Consider the following 15,763-nt stretch of genomic DNA (forward strand, 5'->3'; position numbering starts at 1 on the left):
ATACGCTTAAGTTTGGTTTAGAGTACAAATAATGCAAAAAGAGATAGTGCTACTTCATGGCTGGGGTATGAACCGACAGGTTTGGCAGTTATTAGAGCAAGAATTACAAGGCGTTGTTGAAGGGCAGGTAAAAAGTCTAGACTTACCGGGCTTTGGCTATGCTCAAATGCCAGAACAAACATATTCTCTTGCCTCCGCTGCAGCGCTTATTGCTGAACAACTAGCAGATAATTCAACCTTAGTTGGTTGGTCACTTGGTGGCTTGATTGCGCTTCATATTGCAAAGTACTATCCACAAAAAGTAAATAAAATAGTATTGATCGCTTCAACGCCGTTCTTTGCCGAATCAGATAATTGGTCAGGTATTAAGGTAGAGGTGTTAGAAAACTTTAAAGCACAATTACTCGAGAATAGTGCCAAGACCATAGAGCGTTTTTTAGCGATACAAGCTATGGGGTCAGAACACGCTAAGCAAGATGTTAAACAATTAAGAGCTTGGTTATTAGAAGCACCAGAGGCAAATTCCGAAGCCTTGAGTGCAGGGCTTGATATTCTATTAAATGATGATTACCGGGACGTTTTTAGTAAGCTTGAACAGCCAATATATGGCTTATTTGGTAAATTAGATTCTTTAGTGCCAAGACGAAGTATTGCAAAGATGAAGGCTTTAAATAGCAACTTCCAGGTAGAGGTTTTGTCTAAAGCATCACATGCGCCTTTTATCTCACACCGAACAGAAAGTTTAAATTTCCTAAAATCAGTACTTTAATAAAAAGCGGCAAAAAATTGCCGCTTTTTACTGTCGAAAACTTTATTTTGCACTACATTTGCGCAATAATTAAACATATTTTAGATTTTTGCAAAGGTGCTTATTATGCCAATTGGTGACGTGCTAAATAACGGTATAGACGGTTACAATCGCGCCAGTCAAGGTATTGAACGCGCTACGGCAGAGATAAATCGTTCTGCGGTGACCGAACAAGATGAATCTCAACTTGCACAACAACGTCAGTTGCAAGGTGCTAGCCCCGACGAAGCTGTCACTGCGCCTGTATCTCAGCCTGCAAAAATTGATGAGGCTTTAGTTAATCTCAAAGTTGAAGAGTTTAATGCTAAAGCAAATACCCAATCGATCCGAACAGCGGACGAGGCTTTAGGAACAATAATAGATATTTCAGTCTAATTCTAATGAATATTGTAACGCCGCAGCCGGCGATTAATCATAATACTTCAAACGTCTACACAGAAACCGCTAGGCGAGACAACCAGCTGCGCGAAGTGATACCTAAACCAGCCCCTTCCAATGCAAGTCACTCCGAAAATAAAGCACTGAATGACGGTGACAAATCGCGTCCTCAACTTGCTGATGACGGCGGTACTTACGACAGTACAGGTCAGTTGCAACAAAATAAGGTTATTGCAGAAGATGGTGAGGATCAAAATTCAGAGCAAGAAAACTCTAATTCTGAAGAAGAGAATTCAGAACAAGAACAGCGCAAAGAAGAGGCCGAACAGCAGAAAATTGTAGAGTTAAAGGCACGAGATCGCGAGGTTAGACTTCACGAAGAAGCGCATGCGCGTGTCGGCGGACAATACGCTGGCTCGCCAAGTTATGAGTTTCAGCGAGGGCCAGATGGCAATAACTATGCGATAGGCGGTCAGGTGATGATTGATGTTGCTGAGATCCCTGACAATCCACGTGCAACCATAGACAAGATGCAAACAGTACGCGCAGCTGCACTCGCCCCAGCCGAGCCCTCTGGCGCTGATCGAGCAATTGCTGCAGATGCAAACCAAAAATTAGCATCAGCTCAAGCTGACTTGGCAAAAGAGTCGATTAATGGTGAAGAGCAAGAAAAGAAAGTTTCATCAATAGGTGCATACCAAACACGTCGTTTAAGTGAAGATACAGAAAGAAGTTCTGAAGTTGAGCCAAATGATAGAGTAGCCTTACAAAGTGCCTCTGAACCATATTCTGTCGCGTTGCCGATAGCAGCAGACCCTGAAATTCAGGCAAGATCTTTACGAATTAACGATTTTTATCAGCATGTCGCGGTGCCAAACCCCGCTAGTAATTTTTCTTTGAACGTTTAGAAAGCAATTTTTTATTAAGCATTTGTAATGCATTATGAAACACAAGTCACTTTTTACGGAATATGCTAGTAAGCTGAGAATAAAAATTATGCTGCTGTGTTTTTACGTATCTTTTGTTTTAGAGAATATTGGAATAAGAATTAGGTTCGATAGCTTTAGCAAACAATAGACCAGCTTCTAATTAAAGATCTGGTCTATTGTTAAAAGTATTATCACTTTTTCAATTTAGCAAATGCTTCAGCAAAGGCATTGCCCATTGCGGCATTACCAGCCTCTTTTTTAGGACGCTGTACTTTAGCTTGCTTATTAGTCGGCTTGCTTTGTGAAGGTTTATTTGAAGTGGACTTACCCTGAGGTGCAGCTTGCTGAACTTCATCATCTAGGCGCATTGTAAAACTAATGCGCTTTCTAGGCACATCGACTTCCAAAACTTTCACTTTTACGATATCTCCCGCTTTTACGACTTCGCGCGGATCTGAAATAAATTTATTGGTGATCGCAGAAATGTGAACTAGACCATCTTGATGTACACCAACATCAACAAAGGCGCCAAAGTTAGCCACATTTGAGACCACACCTTCTAAAATCATGCCGACTTTAAGATCTTGAATGGTTTCGACACCGACTTTGAAGACCGCCGTTTTGAATTCAGGTCGAGGGTCGCGGCCCGGCTTGTCTAGTTCAGAAATGATGTCAGTGACAGTTGGTAAACCAAATTTGTCATTAGTGAATAGAGTAGGCTCGAGCTGTTTTAAAACATCGCTGTTACCAATTAGGTCACTCACTTCGATATTTTTTTCAGTACAGATCTGTTTAACCACAGGATACGCTTCAGGATGAACCGCTGAGCTATCAAGTGGATCAGCACCATTCACGATACGTAAGAAACCGGCTGCTTGTTCGAATGCTTTAGGCCCTAAGCGCGCGACCTTTTTCAATTGCGTGCGGTTATTGAATGAACCGTTTTCATCTCTGAACTGCACAATATTGCTTGCCAGCGTTTTGTTTAAACCTGAAACGCGTGTAAGCAATGGCACTGACGCGGTATTAACATCAACACCCACCGAGTTTACACAGTCTTCAACCACAGAGATCAGTGACTGACCTAGCTGACTTTGAGAAACATCGTGTTGGTATTGGCCTACACCAATTGATTTAGGCTCAATTTTTACCAGCTCTGCAAGTGGGTCTTGAAGTCGGCGAGCAATTGAAACTGCACCACGTAACGATACGTCTAAATTAGGGAATTCATTCGCGGCAAACTCAGAGGCAGAATAAACCGAAGCACCGGCTTCACTGACCATGATTTTGCTCATGTTGAGCTCTTTGTTGTTAGCCAGTAGTTCAGCTGCAAGCTTGTCTGTTTCTCGAGAAGCTGTACCGTTGCCAATGGCGATTAGCTCTACTTTATGCTGGCGACATAATTGTTCTAAAGTGCGTACTGACTTATCCCAATGGTTTTGCGGTGCATGTGGGAAAATAGTATTTGTCGTTAACAGCTTACCTGTCGCATCAACTACAGCCACTTTACAGCCTGTACGCAGGCCAGGGTCTATCCCCATAGTCACGCGCGGACCAGCAGGGGCTGCCATCAATAGATCTTTTAAGTTCTTGGCAAATACATCAATGGCTTGTGTCTCTGCTTTTTCACGCATGGTGCCTAAAAACTCATTTTCTAGGTGCAGAGATAGTTTTACTTTCCAAGCCCATTGAACCACTGATATTAACCAAGCACTTGCTGTTGCTGAGCTTATATTTAATTGATAATGATCAGCGATGATTTGAGCACAATACTGCGCTGGATTTTCGCTGCTCGGCTCAGGGTTAATGTTTAACTGTAATATTCCTTCGTTGCGGGCACGTAGCATAGCTAACGCACGATGCGAAGGGACTTTCGTGAGCTTCTCTGAATGCTCAAAGTAGTCGCGGTATTTAGTACCAGCGTCTTCTTGGCCTTTAATTACTTTAGCTTCGATCACACCTTGTGTGTCGATTTGTTTTCTAAGCTTTGCCAGTAACTTAGCATCTTCAGCGAAGCGTTCAATTAAAATAAATTTAGCGCCGTCTAGTGCTGCTTTGACATCTTCAATGCCTTTTTCAGCATTTACGAATTGAGCCGCGTGGCTTTCAGGGTCTAAATCAGCATCCTTATAAAGGGCATCAGCAAGTGGCTCTAAACCCGCTTCAATTGCAATTTGACCTTTAGTACGGCGCTTAGGCTTGTAGGGTAGATATAAATCTTCTAACTCGGTTTTGCTCTGCGCGTTGTTGATATCGCCAGCAAGGGCATCACTTAACTTACCTTGCTCTGAAATGGTATCAAGAATGAAGCGCCTTCTGTCTTCTAGTTCTCTTAGATAACCAAGTCTCTGTTCTAGAAGACGTAATTGCGTGTCGTCTAGACCGCCGGTTACTTCTTTACGGTAACGAGCAATAAATGGAACTGTGGCACCTTCATCAAGAAGTGCAGTGGCAGCAATGACTTGCTGTTCTTTTGCATTTAGCTCTTGTGCCAAACGTGCAGAGATGTTGCTCATGCAAAATCCTTATAAATTCAGATGTATACGTGCTGTCTAAGCGTATCTTATGTGGGCGATCATAGCATAGCGTCTATGAATGAGAAGCTTATTTCAGGTATTCGATAGTATTTACATACCAGAGCTTTTCTCCCTCTGGTGTGCGCACGACAAACTCGTCGTCGACTTCCTTACCTAATAGTGCTCGTGCCATTGGTGCGTCTATAGAAATATAGTCTTTCCGGTCATAAATTTCATCTGGACCGACAATTCTGAAACGTTTTATTTCCTCTTGTTCATTTTCAATTTCAACCCAAGCGCCAAAGTACACTTTGCCGGCTTGTTGTGGGTCATATTGAACAATCTTTAAATCGGGTAAACGTTTTCTTAAATAGCGTACCCTACGGTCTATTTGCCTTAATAAGCGCTTATTAAAGGTGTAATCAGCATTTTCAGAGCGATCACCTAAGCTGGCTGCCCAATTCACTATTTTGGTGATTTCAGGACGTTTTTCATACCAGAGGTGGTCATGCTCTTTTTGCAGTTGGTTATAACCCTCAGGGGTAATTAAGTTAGTTTTCATACATAAACTAGGGTCATTTCTACTCCACTGACACGGTAATAAAAAATCATCTGGGTGTCGAGCTAGCAAAATATTAAAAAATTGTAATGTTCGGTAACAAAACTCTTCATAGTAATGGTGTCGAGAAATCACATTTTCAATTATATTAAGCAAAGATATTGGATAAAAAGAAGAAATCAATCATGGGAAATGAAACTACCAAGGTATTAGTTGTCGACGATGATATGCGTTTACGCAGTTTGTTAGAGCGTTATCTCGTTGAACAAGGTTTTATTGTTCGTGCTGCGGCTAACAGTGAGCAAATGGATCGCTTACTGGAGCGCGAAAACTTCCATTTAATGGTGTTAGATTTAATGCTTCCTGGCGAAGATGGCTTGTCTATTTGCCGTCGCCTGCGTCAAAAAGAGAACGAGATCCCAATCGTTATGTTGACTGCTAAAGGTGATGAAGTTGACCGTATCATAGGGTTAGAGTTAGGGGCTGATGATTACATCCCTAAACCATTTAACCCAAGAGAGTTATTAGCGCGAATAAAGGCAATTTTGCGTCGTCGTGCCAAAGAAGTGCCGGGTGCGCCAGCTGCCGAAGAAAACGAAGTAGAGTTTGGTATTTTTAAACTGAACCTGGCGACCCGTGAAATGCAAAAGGGCGATGAAGTTATCTCGCTAACCAGTGGTGAATTTGCGGTATTGAAGGCTTTGGTGAGTCATCCAAGAGAGCCATTGAGTCGTGACAAATTAATGAACCTTGCACGTGGCCGTGATTACAGTGCCCTTGAGCGTAGTATCGACGTTCAAGTGTCGCGCTTGCGCCGCATGATCGAAGAAGATGCTGCGAACCCTAGATACATCCAAACTGTTTGGGGTCTAGGCTATGTGTTTGTGCCAGACGGTGAAAAGTAGTTTCGTTTATGAGCTTTTTTCCACGTAGCGCGTTTGGGCAAACAGTTTTCTTTGTTGGTGCTTTATTGCTTATCAACCAAATCGTTTCTTATATCACCGTGACACTGTATGTGTTTAAGCCAACCTTCGAGCAAGTAAATTTGATGTTGGCTAAGCAAGTCAAAACAGTATTCATTGATTGGGAAGAAGGGGTTGAAATAAATAAAGCGACCTCAGATAAGTTCTTTGAAATAACGGGCATCGAAGTAATGACCCAACGACAAGCCTATATGAATGGTTTAGAGAAAGCCAAAGAATATAGCTTGTTGTCAAAGAGTATGTCTGAGCAGCTTAATGGCTCTGCAAGAGTGAGGATCAGCCAAGGCGACCCTGTGGTCTATTGGGTGGAAGCGCCGCAAGCGCCTGGCTATTGGGTCAGAGTTCCACTGACAGGCTTTAGTGAAACAAAAATGGAGTTTTTGATTTTCTACCTGTCGAGTATTGGCTTTTTAAGTGTATTGGGAGGCTGGTGGTTTGCAAGACACCTTAACCGTCCTCTTAAGGCACTTCAAACTGCGGCTGGTCGAGTCGGTGTAGGAGACTTTTCTACCCGACTCGTGGAGCGAGGATCAACGGAAGTTGTTGAAGTAACACAAGCGTTTAACAAAATGTCGAAAGGCATTGCTGAGCTTGAGAATGACCGACGTCTTTTGATGGCCGGTGTTTCTCATGACTTGCGCACACCACTGACCCGTATTCGCTTAGCGACTGAAATGATGTCAGATGAAGAAGACTACTTAAAGGAAGGGATCATTGATGACATTGAAGATATGAATGCCATTATTGATCAGTTTATCGAGTATCTTCGTCACCACAACAGTGGTGAGATGCATCCTGATGATGTGAATAGTTTAGTGTCTGAGGTTGTGCATGCTGAGCAGCAACATCAGCGTGAAATTAATTTAACAGCCGCTGAGAGTTTACCAAGAGTGATCATGAATACGGTTGCGTTAAAACGCGTTGTCACCAATATGATAGAAAATGCTATTCGTTATTCGGATGAAGCCATTGATGTTAGTACAGCATACAACCCGCGTAAGAAAATGGTGATTGTCACTGTGAAAGACCGTGGACCGGGTATTCCTGAAGCTGAGCTTGAGAGTGTCTTTGAGCCTTTTAAGCAAGGAGACCAAGCAAGGGGTAGTGAAGGCAGTGGTTTAGGCTTGGCGATTATTAAACGCATAGTCGCGACACATGGCGGTACGGTGAAGCTTCGTAATCGTCAAGAGGGTGGTTTAAGTGCTGAAGTCTATTTACCGGCATTAGCCTAATATGTGATTTAGAAAGCAAAAAGGATGGCTCAGCCATCCTTTTTTGTACGTTATTAGATGAGCAGTGCTTAAATAACGCGTGAGAATCGCGTATTTTTAATCTGCTGTTGTAAATATGCGTCAAAGCACATACATATAATGCGAATGAATAAATTGCCTTTGCTGGTGACTTCAATACGCTGCGCTGACAATGTCACGAGCTCATCTTCTGCCAGAGGTTTGAGTGCTTCTAGGGCTTCGCTAAAGTAATCGTTAAAGTCGATATTATATTTAGCCTCAATCGCCTTGATGTCTAATTCAAAATGACAAATAAGTTGTTTGATAACATCGGCTCTGAGCTCATCGTCATTATTCAGACGCATCCCTTTATGGGTCGCACAGCCAATCTCGTTAATGTCTGAGTAATAGGCTTTAAGCTCTTTTTGGTTTTGCAAAATCGTATTACCAATTTGTGAAATAGACGAAACTCCTAGGCCTAATAAGTCGCAATTACCATGTGTTGTATAGCCTTGGAAGTTACGATGAAGCTCACCATTTCTTTGCGCAACTGCTAGCTCGTCGTCTTTTTTAGCAAAGTGGTCCATACCGATAAACTGATAACCTGCCTCAGTCATTTGCTGTAGCGTATTTTTAAAGATCTCGAGCTTTTGCTGCGGACTTGGCATATCCGCTTCTTTTAGTTTACGTTGCGCGGCAAATCTATCTGGGAGGTGAGCGTAGTTAAACACCGACACTCTGTCTGGGCCCAATGCTATCAGTTGCTCAATGCTTTGCTTAAAGCTTTCAGGTGTTTGGTGAGGTAAGCCGTAGATCATATCGGTATTGATTGATTTAAACTCGAGTGTTCTTGCTTGTTTTACCAATGCTAAAACCTCTTCGACACATTGCGGGCGGTTTACTGCAGCTTGTACTTCATCATTGAAATCTTGAATACCAAATGAAACTCGGTTGAAGCCTAAGGTTTTTAAAGTGACTAACATGTCGTCAGCAATAGAGCGTGGATCAATTTCAATACCGCGTTGCGCGTCTTCGGTGAAGTTGAAGTGTGCTTCAACAATATGAATTAGACGTGCCATCTGCACGGCAGTTAAAAACGTTGGCGTACCGCCACCTAAATGCAATTGCTCAACGCGGTAATGCGCAAACACAGAAGACTGCGCCTGTACCTCTTTCTCTAGATGATCTAAATAGACGTCAGCTTTTGACTGATAGCGTGTCACGATTTTATTGCAACCACAGTAGTAACAAAGCTGGTGGCAAAATGGGATATGAACATAGAGCGATAATGCTTGGTTTTTTGACTGCTTCACTGCGGTATGTAAATCAGCCTGTTGATAACCGCTTTCTAATGATAATGCAGTTGGATAAGAGGTATATCTTGGTCCAGATACATTATATTTGTTGATTAGGGATTCATCCCAAGTTGGTAAATTAATCACGATACGCACTCATCTATTAAATTAGAGCGTGTAGTGTATGACGAGAAGTGAAAGTGGATTTTGATCTGTAGCAAAGCAGGGCATAAATCATGCCCTGCTCAGAATAGTTAAAGCTTGAATTGGTTTACTGTACTATTAAGTGATTTAGCCAATCCATTTAATTCATGTGCCTCATCAGCCAAAGTGTGAGCGTGATTCGCTGTGCTGTTAACTAGATCATTAATCGCATTTAAGCTGGTGTTAATATCTTCAGCCACAATAGTCTGTTGCTCAGTCGCGGTTGCAATTTGATGGCTCTGATCTTGAACCGTTGCCACAGAGCTGGCGATTTCTTGCAATGAATCGAGCACTTCTTGTGTCTGTGATACAGAGCCTTCAGCTTGATCTTGGCCTTGTTGCATCATAGTGGATGCTTGCTGTGCAATTTGTTGTAGTCGCGTGATCATATTGCGAATATCGTCTGTTGATTCTTGCGTCCTACTAGCCAGCGAGCGCACTTCATCAGCAACTACTGCGAAGCCTCGACCTTGCTCACCAGCACGTGCCGCTTCAATCGCAGCGTTGAGTGCCAGTAAATTGGTTTGTTCTGCAATTCCATTGATCACGTCAATTACCGCGCCAATGTTAGTCGTTTCTTTTTCAAGACCTTCAACAACTTTCGCAGCCTCACCGATGTGGCTAGCCAATTTTGTCATAACAGTTTGTGCTTGGCTTGATCGCGTCGCGCCGTCGTTCGTCATGTGCTGTACTTGCTCAGCAGCGTAGCTTGCTTCTTGTGCATTGCGTGAGATTTCAGTCACAGTTGCAGCCATTTCTGTTACCGCAGCACTGACACTGTCAACTTGCTCTTTCTCTTGTTGGATCTCACTATTGGTACTAGCAGACACAGAGCTTAATTGTTCAGAGGCATGACCTAGTTGAGAGGCTTGTTGCGCCGTGGTTTGCATCATGGCACGTAGCTTTTCGATAAAGGTGTTCATATGGGAAGCAAGCTGACCAACTTCATCATTGCTTTCAATATTGATCCGACGCGTTAAGTCGCCTTCACCTGACGCAATGTCACGCATAGTGTCAGCAAGAGACACTATCGGTTTAGTGATCATTTGTGTCGCCCATAAGATCATAAGGACCACAATGCTAATAATCACTAGGAAGGCGATAACGGTACTCATGACGGCTTCATTTACCGGCTCTTCAATAAATGATACAGGGATCATGACACCCACATGCCAATCGAGTAATGGTTCATCGAGTTTTACGCTGTTATACACCACGTAATAGTCTTGCCCTTTGAAGGTAACGACTGACGTGCCTGACTCATGATTTTTAATTTCAGAGTTTAATGCTCGGAAGCCACTGGTATTTGAAAACTGTTTTTCTAACCCGTCTAAGCCTTCTTTTCCATTCGGACCCTCATCGGTAATAGACAGCTTGTGGCCTGTTTGTTTTGATAAATGAACAACGTTTAAATTGTTATCTAGCAGGAAGCCGTACCCTTGGCCTTGAAAGCGGATCTGCTCAACCAACTGGTTGATTTGTTCCATTTGCAAATCAATACCTGCGATCCCCAATAACTTACGTGATGAATTGTAGACAGGTAGTTTGATCACGGCAGATACGTCGCCTGTGTTTGCATCGACTGAAACCGGACTCACATGCAATTTACCAATCGCCATTGCCTCTGGCCACCATCCACGCTTATAAGCAAAATATGGACGACCATCAGAGAAGTGAGAAGTACGCTCGTTTTCTTTGAAGTACTCACCTGTAATAGCAGACGCAAAGAAAGTTGACAACACATTGTCATTATTTGTCGTGAGCCTATCAAAATCTCGGTTTACTAAATCATACCCCGGTTGAGTTGATAGCTCTGCTTCGCGTTCTGTATATTGTTCGAAAAAGTCCACAACATGTGCACTTTGAGCAAACGTACTAACTAGTTCACCATATTGTGCAAAAAAGGACTCCATCGACAACTTTTCAGCATATATATAGCTTTGTGCTTCACGCTCCACACTATCACGAGATATGGTAGCAAGGTGGTTTACGAAATAGCTAGACGCAATAATAAGCAGTACAGAAATTGTACCACCGATAAGTAGGAGTATTTTTCTCCTGAGGGATAAGTTGTTAAGCATGATATATTCTTTTTATTGGTAACCGCACTACACAATCAAATCATATCTGAGTCGCTTTGACCACAGTTTACATTAGATTGACGTTATATTGTTCCTATAATAATACATTTGCGGTTTGAAATTAATACAGAGGTATGAGATGAAGCTAGTTATTTTAGGGGCTGGTTGGTTGGGAAGTGCACTAATTGAGAGCGCCAAACTGGCGAATTGGCAAGTGCAGGGTACAAGTCGTAGCTCAAACTTTAGTAGTGCAATTATTCGACAGTTTACATTGCAAGGAGATAAGTTAATTCATTCTGTGGATTTAAAAGACGCTTATTGGGTGTGCGCTATTCCTCCGAGAGCACGTCATGCTGACAGCAATTATCTTGAAACTCTATCTGCTGCGTTAAGGCTTTCTGATAAATTAGCGTGTAAAGGGTTCTTGTTATGCTCAAGCACAGGTGTGTATTCAGAGCTAGATGGTACTTATACCGAAAATAGTGAATTAGATAGCGAAACCACGCGTAAAAAGGTTTTGCTTGCAGCAGAGCAAAAAGTATTTGATGCCAAGGGGAAGGTTTTACGTTTGGCGGGACTGGTGGGGCCAAATCGAGAACCTGGGCAATTTGTTGCGGGTAAAACACTTAAAAGTAGCAGTCAAGCGGCTGTAAACATGGTGCACCAAGCCGATGTCGTTACCGCCATTGAGACTGTAATACTTAACTGGGCAGAAGCTGACACCATTTATAACGTGTGTCATCCTTACCACCCAACTCGTCAAGATTATTACCAGCAAAGGTGCGCTAAATTAGGCACACAGCCCCCTTCATTTGCAAGTGACATCGCCAGTGCAAGAGTGATAGATGGTTCAGCCATTGAAACACTGGGCTTTTGCTATCAAGCTGAGATTTAACTGTTTGTTATTTCGTTTTTTTTTAAAGGTGAGATGACCGCCTAGACGGTATTTGCTACCTGGAGAAATGAGCCGGGTAAAGCTGACAATACCATTAGTACTCCATGTTCTTCTGATCATTTGTAAGCAAGGCTCTTCGTTATATAAGCCAAGCCACTGGCAAACATCTTGGTTTGGCATAATGGCTTCAATGGTGTGTTTTGCTTCAGTCAGCGGCGCCACTGCCGAAAGGTATTCATGTGGTGTGACGATAGTAAAATCTTGCGCCAGATAATCAGGTGCAAGTGCTGGGGTGACAAAGCGCTCTTCAGCTTGGAGTGCTAGGCCATTTTCATGGTGAACAATCACGCTGCGGTAGACTTTGCTGTCTATATCAACACCGAGTGCGATAGCGATAGGGGCCATGGCAGCGATTTCTTCTAGGGCTATGACCTCAGCACTGTACTCACCATTTCTCTCTTTTACTTCATCGGCGATATTTTTAATCTCCAACATAGAAGACTGTGACTTGAGGCTTGCTACAAACGTACCTAAACCCTGACTCCGCGTTAATACTCCACTGTCTGTCAATTCACTCAAAGCACGTCTGGCGGTCATACGACTTACACTAAATTGCTCAGCAAGTTCATTTTCAGAGGGAACACGTTGGTCTTCTTTCCAAATACCGGCACTAATTTGGTCGGTGATATGCTGCTTTATCAATGCAAATTTAGGTTCGTTGGCCATACTAGATAATGAAATAGAGAATACATGCCATTAAAAATGGCACAGATTTCTTGTATATACAAGTTTGCATGATAGGCTTATAGGCAATTAAACAAACTCAAATGAGGCAGTGATGTTTGAAGCAGATTTAGTGATCACCGATGTTAATTTGGCAACCATGGATAGCAATATAGATGTCCCTTATGGTGCTATTGAACAAGGCGCGTTAATAATCAAAGACGATAAAATTGTTTGGTTGGGTAAGCAAAGTGACTTGCCTGAGTTCGATGCTCTCGCAACACCTGTGATTAACGCAAAAGGACAGTGGTTAACGCCTGGCCTAATTGATTGTCATACGCATATTCTTTTTGCAGGAAACCGCGCTGGTGAGTTTGAACAACGCCTAAATGGTGTTTCTTACCAAGAGATAGCACAACAAGGCGGTGGTATTGCCAGTACCGTTCGAGCAACTAGACAGGCGGATGAAGAAACCTTGTTTGTAGCTGGGAAGAATCGTTTAAATAGCCTTATGAGTGAAGGTGTAACAACGGTTGAGAGTAAGTCGGGGTATGGCTTAGATCTAGACACTGAAATTAAATTACTTGAAGTGAATAAAGTCTTAAATGACAACCACCCAGTTGATATTCAAAGTACATTTTTGGGCGCACATGCATTACCGCCTGAATTTAAGCATGACTCAGATGCATATATCGATTTAGTATGCGATGTCATGTTGCCAAAAGTGGCTGAGCTGAACTTGGCAGATGCGGTCGATGTATTCTGTGAAAATGTAGGATTCAGTTACGCGCAAACAAAGCGGGTATTTGAAAAAGCACGCCAACTAGGCTTACCAGTAAAGTGCCATGCCGAACAATTATCTAATCAACATGGCACTGAGTTGGTTGCTGAGTTTAAGGGCCTATCGGCAGATCATATTGAGTATCTCGATGAAGCGGGTGTAAAAGCGATGGCCGAAGCCGGAACGGTTGCAGTGTTATTACCTGGTGCTTTTTATTTCCTACGAGAAATACAAAAGCCACCGCTTGAGTTACTTCGTCAATACAAGGTCCCGATGGCGATCGCCAGTGACTTTAACCCAGGCACAGCACCGCTGTGCTCATTACGTTTGATGCTGAATATGGGTTGTACTCTATTTAGATTAACACCAGAGGAGACTTTGCAGGGGGTAACGGTAAACGCTGCGAAAGCATTAGGGCTGGATGATCGAGGTATGCTTAAAGTGGGGATGCGAGCCGATTTAGCCCTGTGGGATATTGCAACACCAGCACAATTAAGTTATCAATTTGGTGTAAATGAGCTATCAAATTTGTGGATCTCAGGTAAACTGATCCAATAAGAAGTATTTAATTTATAGGTGAAAGTTGGTGATGACCTTACTAGGTACATTGACCAGCTTTCCTGTATTCAATGGATTGCAACAGGGGGAGCTGGCACTACTAACCGCATTTTTTGGCGGGTTAGTGTTAATGGGTAGTATCGCTTTAATTATCCTTACCCATTCGCAATTAAACCGTGCGCTTCATGTTGTCACTATGCTGGTGGCTTTTACCGCATTGCTTCCCAATATGTGGGCAACTTATGCAATCTCTCTGGTGCTATTTGGCCATCTTTATTTAGCGCTTAAACTTGGCTCAAGGGCTTTACTTATAGTGTCGTTTCTCGCGGCTGCAGCATATTTAATGTTGCTGGGGGGGTCGATAGTCTGGTACTGGCCTATTCAGTTAACGTTACTGCCTTTACTTTTGATCTATATTGCACAGCTCTATGAATTCTCTTTAAAGTCTAGTAAAGATACCCACTCAGATTTACTTGAACAGGGCAACCTAAGAAAGCAAGATGTGCTAGGCTTCCCCCCTAGAAGTGCGCTGAGAGATGCTTATTATGCTCACACAGAGCAAGATGATTCTCCTATGGTATTAGTAATGATCCGCCTCGAAGGTTTTGAGCAGGTAAATTTTCACTTGGGTCGGGAGTACGGTGATTTATTACTTGCACAATCCGCAAACAGAATTAAGCAGCAATTGCAAAACGAAGACATTGTAAATATAGAACAAGGGGATGAATACGCTAAGCTTGCGCACTTAGGAGGATTAAACTTTGTGTTCTTATGTTCTTTGGCTCATCAACAACATCTTCATGAACAAGTAATAGGGGCCATAGTGCAAACTACGTTAAAGCCGTTTAACGTAGGCCACTGCACCATAGAGATAAAAGCCAAGGCAAGTTATGTCTCTTTCGCTGATAAAGTCAGTGATTTTGATAATGCCATCACGTGTGCATTTTTAGCGCTCGATTCAGAGCCTCATAAGGTCGTGACTGAATATCAAAATAGCATGCGAACAGCGAAACAAGAGCAGCAAGCGCGTTTGGCTGAGCTTACTCATCACGACTTTAGAGATCAGCTCGAGCTTTATTTTCAACCAGTTATTCGTCATAGCGACAATGGTATCGAGTTCCTAGAGCTATTGTTACGTTGGCAGCACCCAAAGCAGGGAATTTTAGCTGCTGGTAAGTTCATCGATGATATTCGTATTGCAGGGTTAGCTTTGCCTGTCGCTCAGTTCGTGATAGAGCGAGCGGCGGAGATTGCAATGGCGCTAAAAATGGAAGGGATCAAAATGGCGTTGAGCGTCAATGTTTTTGGCCCAGAAATGCTGCATGAAGAATTTATCGAGTTTTTAGACGATGTACTGCTCACTCACCACCTTGAAGCTGGTGATTTAATTATTGAGTGTCCATCTGCACTGTTTATGTCTTTGGATGCACAGGGGGTGGCCATGATCGCGCGTCTTCGTAGTATTGGTGTTCGTCTGTGTGTAGACGGCTTTGGAGAAGCTCCGCTGGTATTGGCTAAGTTACCTAAATTAACCGTTGATTATGTCAAAGTAGGGAAGTCCCTTACCCGAGATCATCAACATCAAGGTGCACTCAGAGGCATTGTCAGAGGACTAGTAGACATGCAGCATCAGTTAGATTGTGCGGTTATTTGTGAGGGCGTTGAAAGCCAAGAGCAGCTTAACTTTGCGCAAAGCTTAAATACCTTTGCCGCTCAGGGATATTATTTCGAAAGGCCGTTGAGTAGTGTGGGTATGTTAAGCTGGATAAAGCAATATCAGCTTGAGCACCATCATTTAGTTGATCACTCAAAGGGGTAGCGTTG

Annotated in this window: 13 protein-coding genes; 8 read left to right on the forward strand and 5 right to left on the reverse strand. The window is 42.8% G+C overall.

All coding sequences use genetic code 11. The features are described from left to right. The first annotated feature begins 31 nt into the window (after nucleotides 1-31). The 3 genes from bioH to ACGHEH_RS18320 all read left to right on the forward strand — a co-directional run bounded on the left by bioH (nucleotide 32) and on the right by ACGHEH_RS18320 (nucleotide 2,094). Entirely contained in the window at nucleotides 32-769 is a 738-nt protein-coding gene (gene bioH / locus ACGHEH_RS18310; RefSeq protein WP_390448262.1) for a pimeloyl-ACP methyl ester esterase BioH, read from the forward strand. A gap of 105 nt (nucleotides 770-874) precedes the next feature. Further along, nucleotides 875-1,183: a hypothetical protein gene (locus ACGHEH_RS18315; RefSeq protein ID WP_390448264.1), complete on the forward strand. Its 309-nt coding sequence runs from the start codon at nucleotides 875-877 to the stop codon at nucleotides 1,181-1,183. A gap of 5 nt (nucleotides 1,184-1,188) precedes the next feature. Beyond that, nucleotides 1,189-2,094, forward strand: a complete 906-nt coding sequence (locus tag ACGHEH_RS18320; RefSeq protein ID WP_390448265.1) for a putative metalloprotease CJM1_0395 family protein — start codon at nucleotides 1,189-1,191, stop codon at nucleotides 2,092-2,094. Nucleotides 2,095-2,306: 212 nt separating this feature from the next. Here ACGHEH_RS18320 and ACGHEH_RS18325 read toward each other — a convergent pair whose 3' ends face one another. Beyond that, nucleotides 2,307-4,631 (reverse strand): Tex family protein, encoded by a 2,325-nt coding sequence (locus ACGHEH_RS18325; RefSeq protein WP_390448266.1) that lies wholly within the window; start codon nucleotides 4,629-4,631, stop codon nucleotides 2,307-2,309. A gap of 88 nt (nucleotides 4,632-4,719) precedes the next feature. After that, nucleotides 4,720-5,193 (reverse strand): transcription elongation factor GreB, encoded by a 474-nt coding sequence (greB, locus tag ACGHEH_RS18330; RefSeq protein WP_058031162.1) that lies wholly within the window; start codon nucleotides 5,191-5,193, stop codon nucleotides 4,720-4,722. Between the two features lie 182 nt (nucleotides 5,194-5,375). Here greB and ompR point away from each other — a divergent pair, with 182 nt between their 5' ends. Beyond that, nucleotides 5,376-6,095: a two-component system response regulator OmpR gene (gene ompR, locus ACGHEH_RS18335; protein WP_058031161.1), complete on the forward strand. Its 720-nt coding sequence runs from the start codon at nucleotides 5,376-5,378 to the stop codon at nucleotides 6,093-6,095. Nucleotides 6,096-6,103: 8 nt separating this feature from the next. Then, nucleotides 6,104-7,405 carry a two-component system sensor histidine kinase EnvZ gene (gene envZ, locus ACGHEH_RS18340; protein WP_390448270.1) on the forward strand — a complete coding sequence of 434 codons (1,302 nt, stop codon included), beginning with the start codon at nucleotides 6,104-6,106 and terminating at the stop codon, nucleotides 7,403-7,405. A gap of 68 nt (nucleotides 7,406-7,473) precedes the next feature. Here envZ and hemN read toward each other — a convergent pair whose 3' ends face one another. Further along, the gene (gene hemN, locus ACGHEH_RS18345) at nucleotides 7,474-8,844 is read right to left on the reverse strand and encodes an oxygen-independent coproporphyrinogen III oxidase (protein ID WP_390448272.1); all 1,371 of its coding nucleotides are present in this window, start codon (nucleotides 8,842-8,844) and stop codon (nucleotides 7,474-7,476) included. 107 nt (nucleotides 8,845-8,951) lie between these two features. Next, entirely contained in the window at nucleotides 8,952-10,982 is a 2,031-nt protein-coding gene (locus tag ACGHEH_RS18350; protein WP_390448273.1) for a methyl-accepting chemotaxis protein, read from the reverse strand. 124 nt (nucleotides 10,983-11,106) lie between these two features. Between ACGHEH_RS18350 and ACGHEH_RS18355 the strand changes: the two genes are divergently transcribed. Next, on the forward strand, nucleotides 11,107-11,877 hold the full coding sequence (locus ACGHEH_RS18355; protein WP_390448573.1) for an NADP-binding protein: 771 nt from the start codon (nucleotides 11,107-11,109) through the stop codon (nucleotides 11,875-11,877). On the opposite strand, the gene hutC is transcribed toward ACGHEH_RS18355, so the two are convergent. Then, nucleotides 11,833-12,603, reverse strand: coding sequence for a histidine utilization repressor (gene hutC / locus ACGHEH_RS18360; protein ID WP_390448276.1), 771 nt, complete (start codon nucleotides 12,601-12,603; stop codon nucleotides 11,833-11,835). The two genes, ACGHEH_RS18355 and hutC, sit on opposite strands and share 45 nt — an antisense overlap. A gap of 112 nt (nucleotides 12,604-12,715) precedes the next feature. Here hutC and hutI point away from each other — a divergent pair, with 112 nt between their 5' ends. After that, nucleotides 12,716-13,939: an imidazolonepropionase gene (hutI, locus tag ACGHEH_RS18365; RefSeq protein WP_390448279.1), complete on the forward strand. Its 1,224-nt coding sequence runs from the start codon at nucleotides 12,716-12,718 to the stop codon at nucleotides 13,937-13,939. Between the two features lie 31 nt (nucleotides 13,940-13,970). After that, nucleotides 13,971-15,758 (forward strand): EAL domain-containing protein, encoded by a 1,788-nt coding sequence (locus tag ACGHEH_RS18370; RefSeq protein ID WP_390448576.1) that lies wholly within the window; start codon nucleotides 13,971-13,973, stop codon nucleotides 15,756-15,758. The last annotated feature ends 5 nt before the right edge of the window (nucleotides 15,759-15,763 follow it).

The organism is Pseudoalteromonas sp. MTN2-4, assembly GCF_042848605.1.
GTDB lineage: Bacteria > Pseudomonadota > Gammaproteobacteria > Enterobacterales > Alteromonadaceae > Pseudoalteromonas.

Coding starts and splice junctions, on each gene's coding strand:
- bioH (WP_390448262.1), top strand. CDS start 32: ATGCAAAAAGAGATAGTGCTACTTCATGGCTGGGGTATGAACCGACAG.
- ACGHEH_RS18315 (WP_390448264.1), top strand. CDS start 875: ATGCCAATTGGTGACGTGCTAAATAACGGTATAGACGGTTACAATCGC.
- ACGHEH_RS18320 (WP_390448265.1), top strand. CDS start 1,189: ATGAATATTGTAACGCCGCAGCCGGCGATTAATCATAATACTTCAAAC.
- ACGHEH_RS18325 (WP_390448266.1), bottom strand. CDS start 4,631: ATGAGCAACATCTCTGCACGTTTGGCACAAGAGCTAAATGCAAAAGAA.
- greB (WP_058031162.1), bottom strand. CDS start 5,193: ATGAAAACTAACTTAATTACCCCTGAGGGTTATAACCAACTGCAAAAA.
- ompR (WP_058031161.1), top strand. CDS start 5,376: ATGGGAAATGAAACTACCAAGGTATTAGTTGTCGACGATGATATGCGT.
- envZ (WP_390448270.1), top strand. CDS start 6,104: ATGAGCTTTTTTCCACGTAGCGCGTTTGGGCAAACAGTTTTCTTTGTT.
- ACGHEH_RS18350 (WP_390448273.1), bottom strand. CDS start 10,982: ATGCTTAACAACTTATCCCTCAGGAGAAAAATACTCCTACTTATCGGT.
- hutC (WP_390448276.1), bottom strand. CDS start 12,603: ATGGCCAACGAACCTAAATTTGCATTGATAAAGCAGCATATCACCGAC.
- hutI (WP_390448279.1), top strand. CDS start 12,716: ATGTTTGAAGCAGATTTAGTGATCACCGATGTTAATTTGGCAACCATG.
- ACGHEH_RS18370 (WP_390448576.1), top strand. CDS start 13,971: ATGACCTTACTAGGTACATTGACCAGCTTTCCTGTATTCAATGGATTG.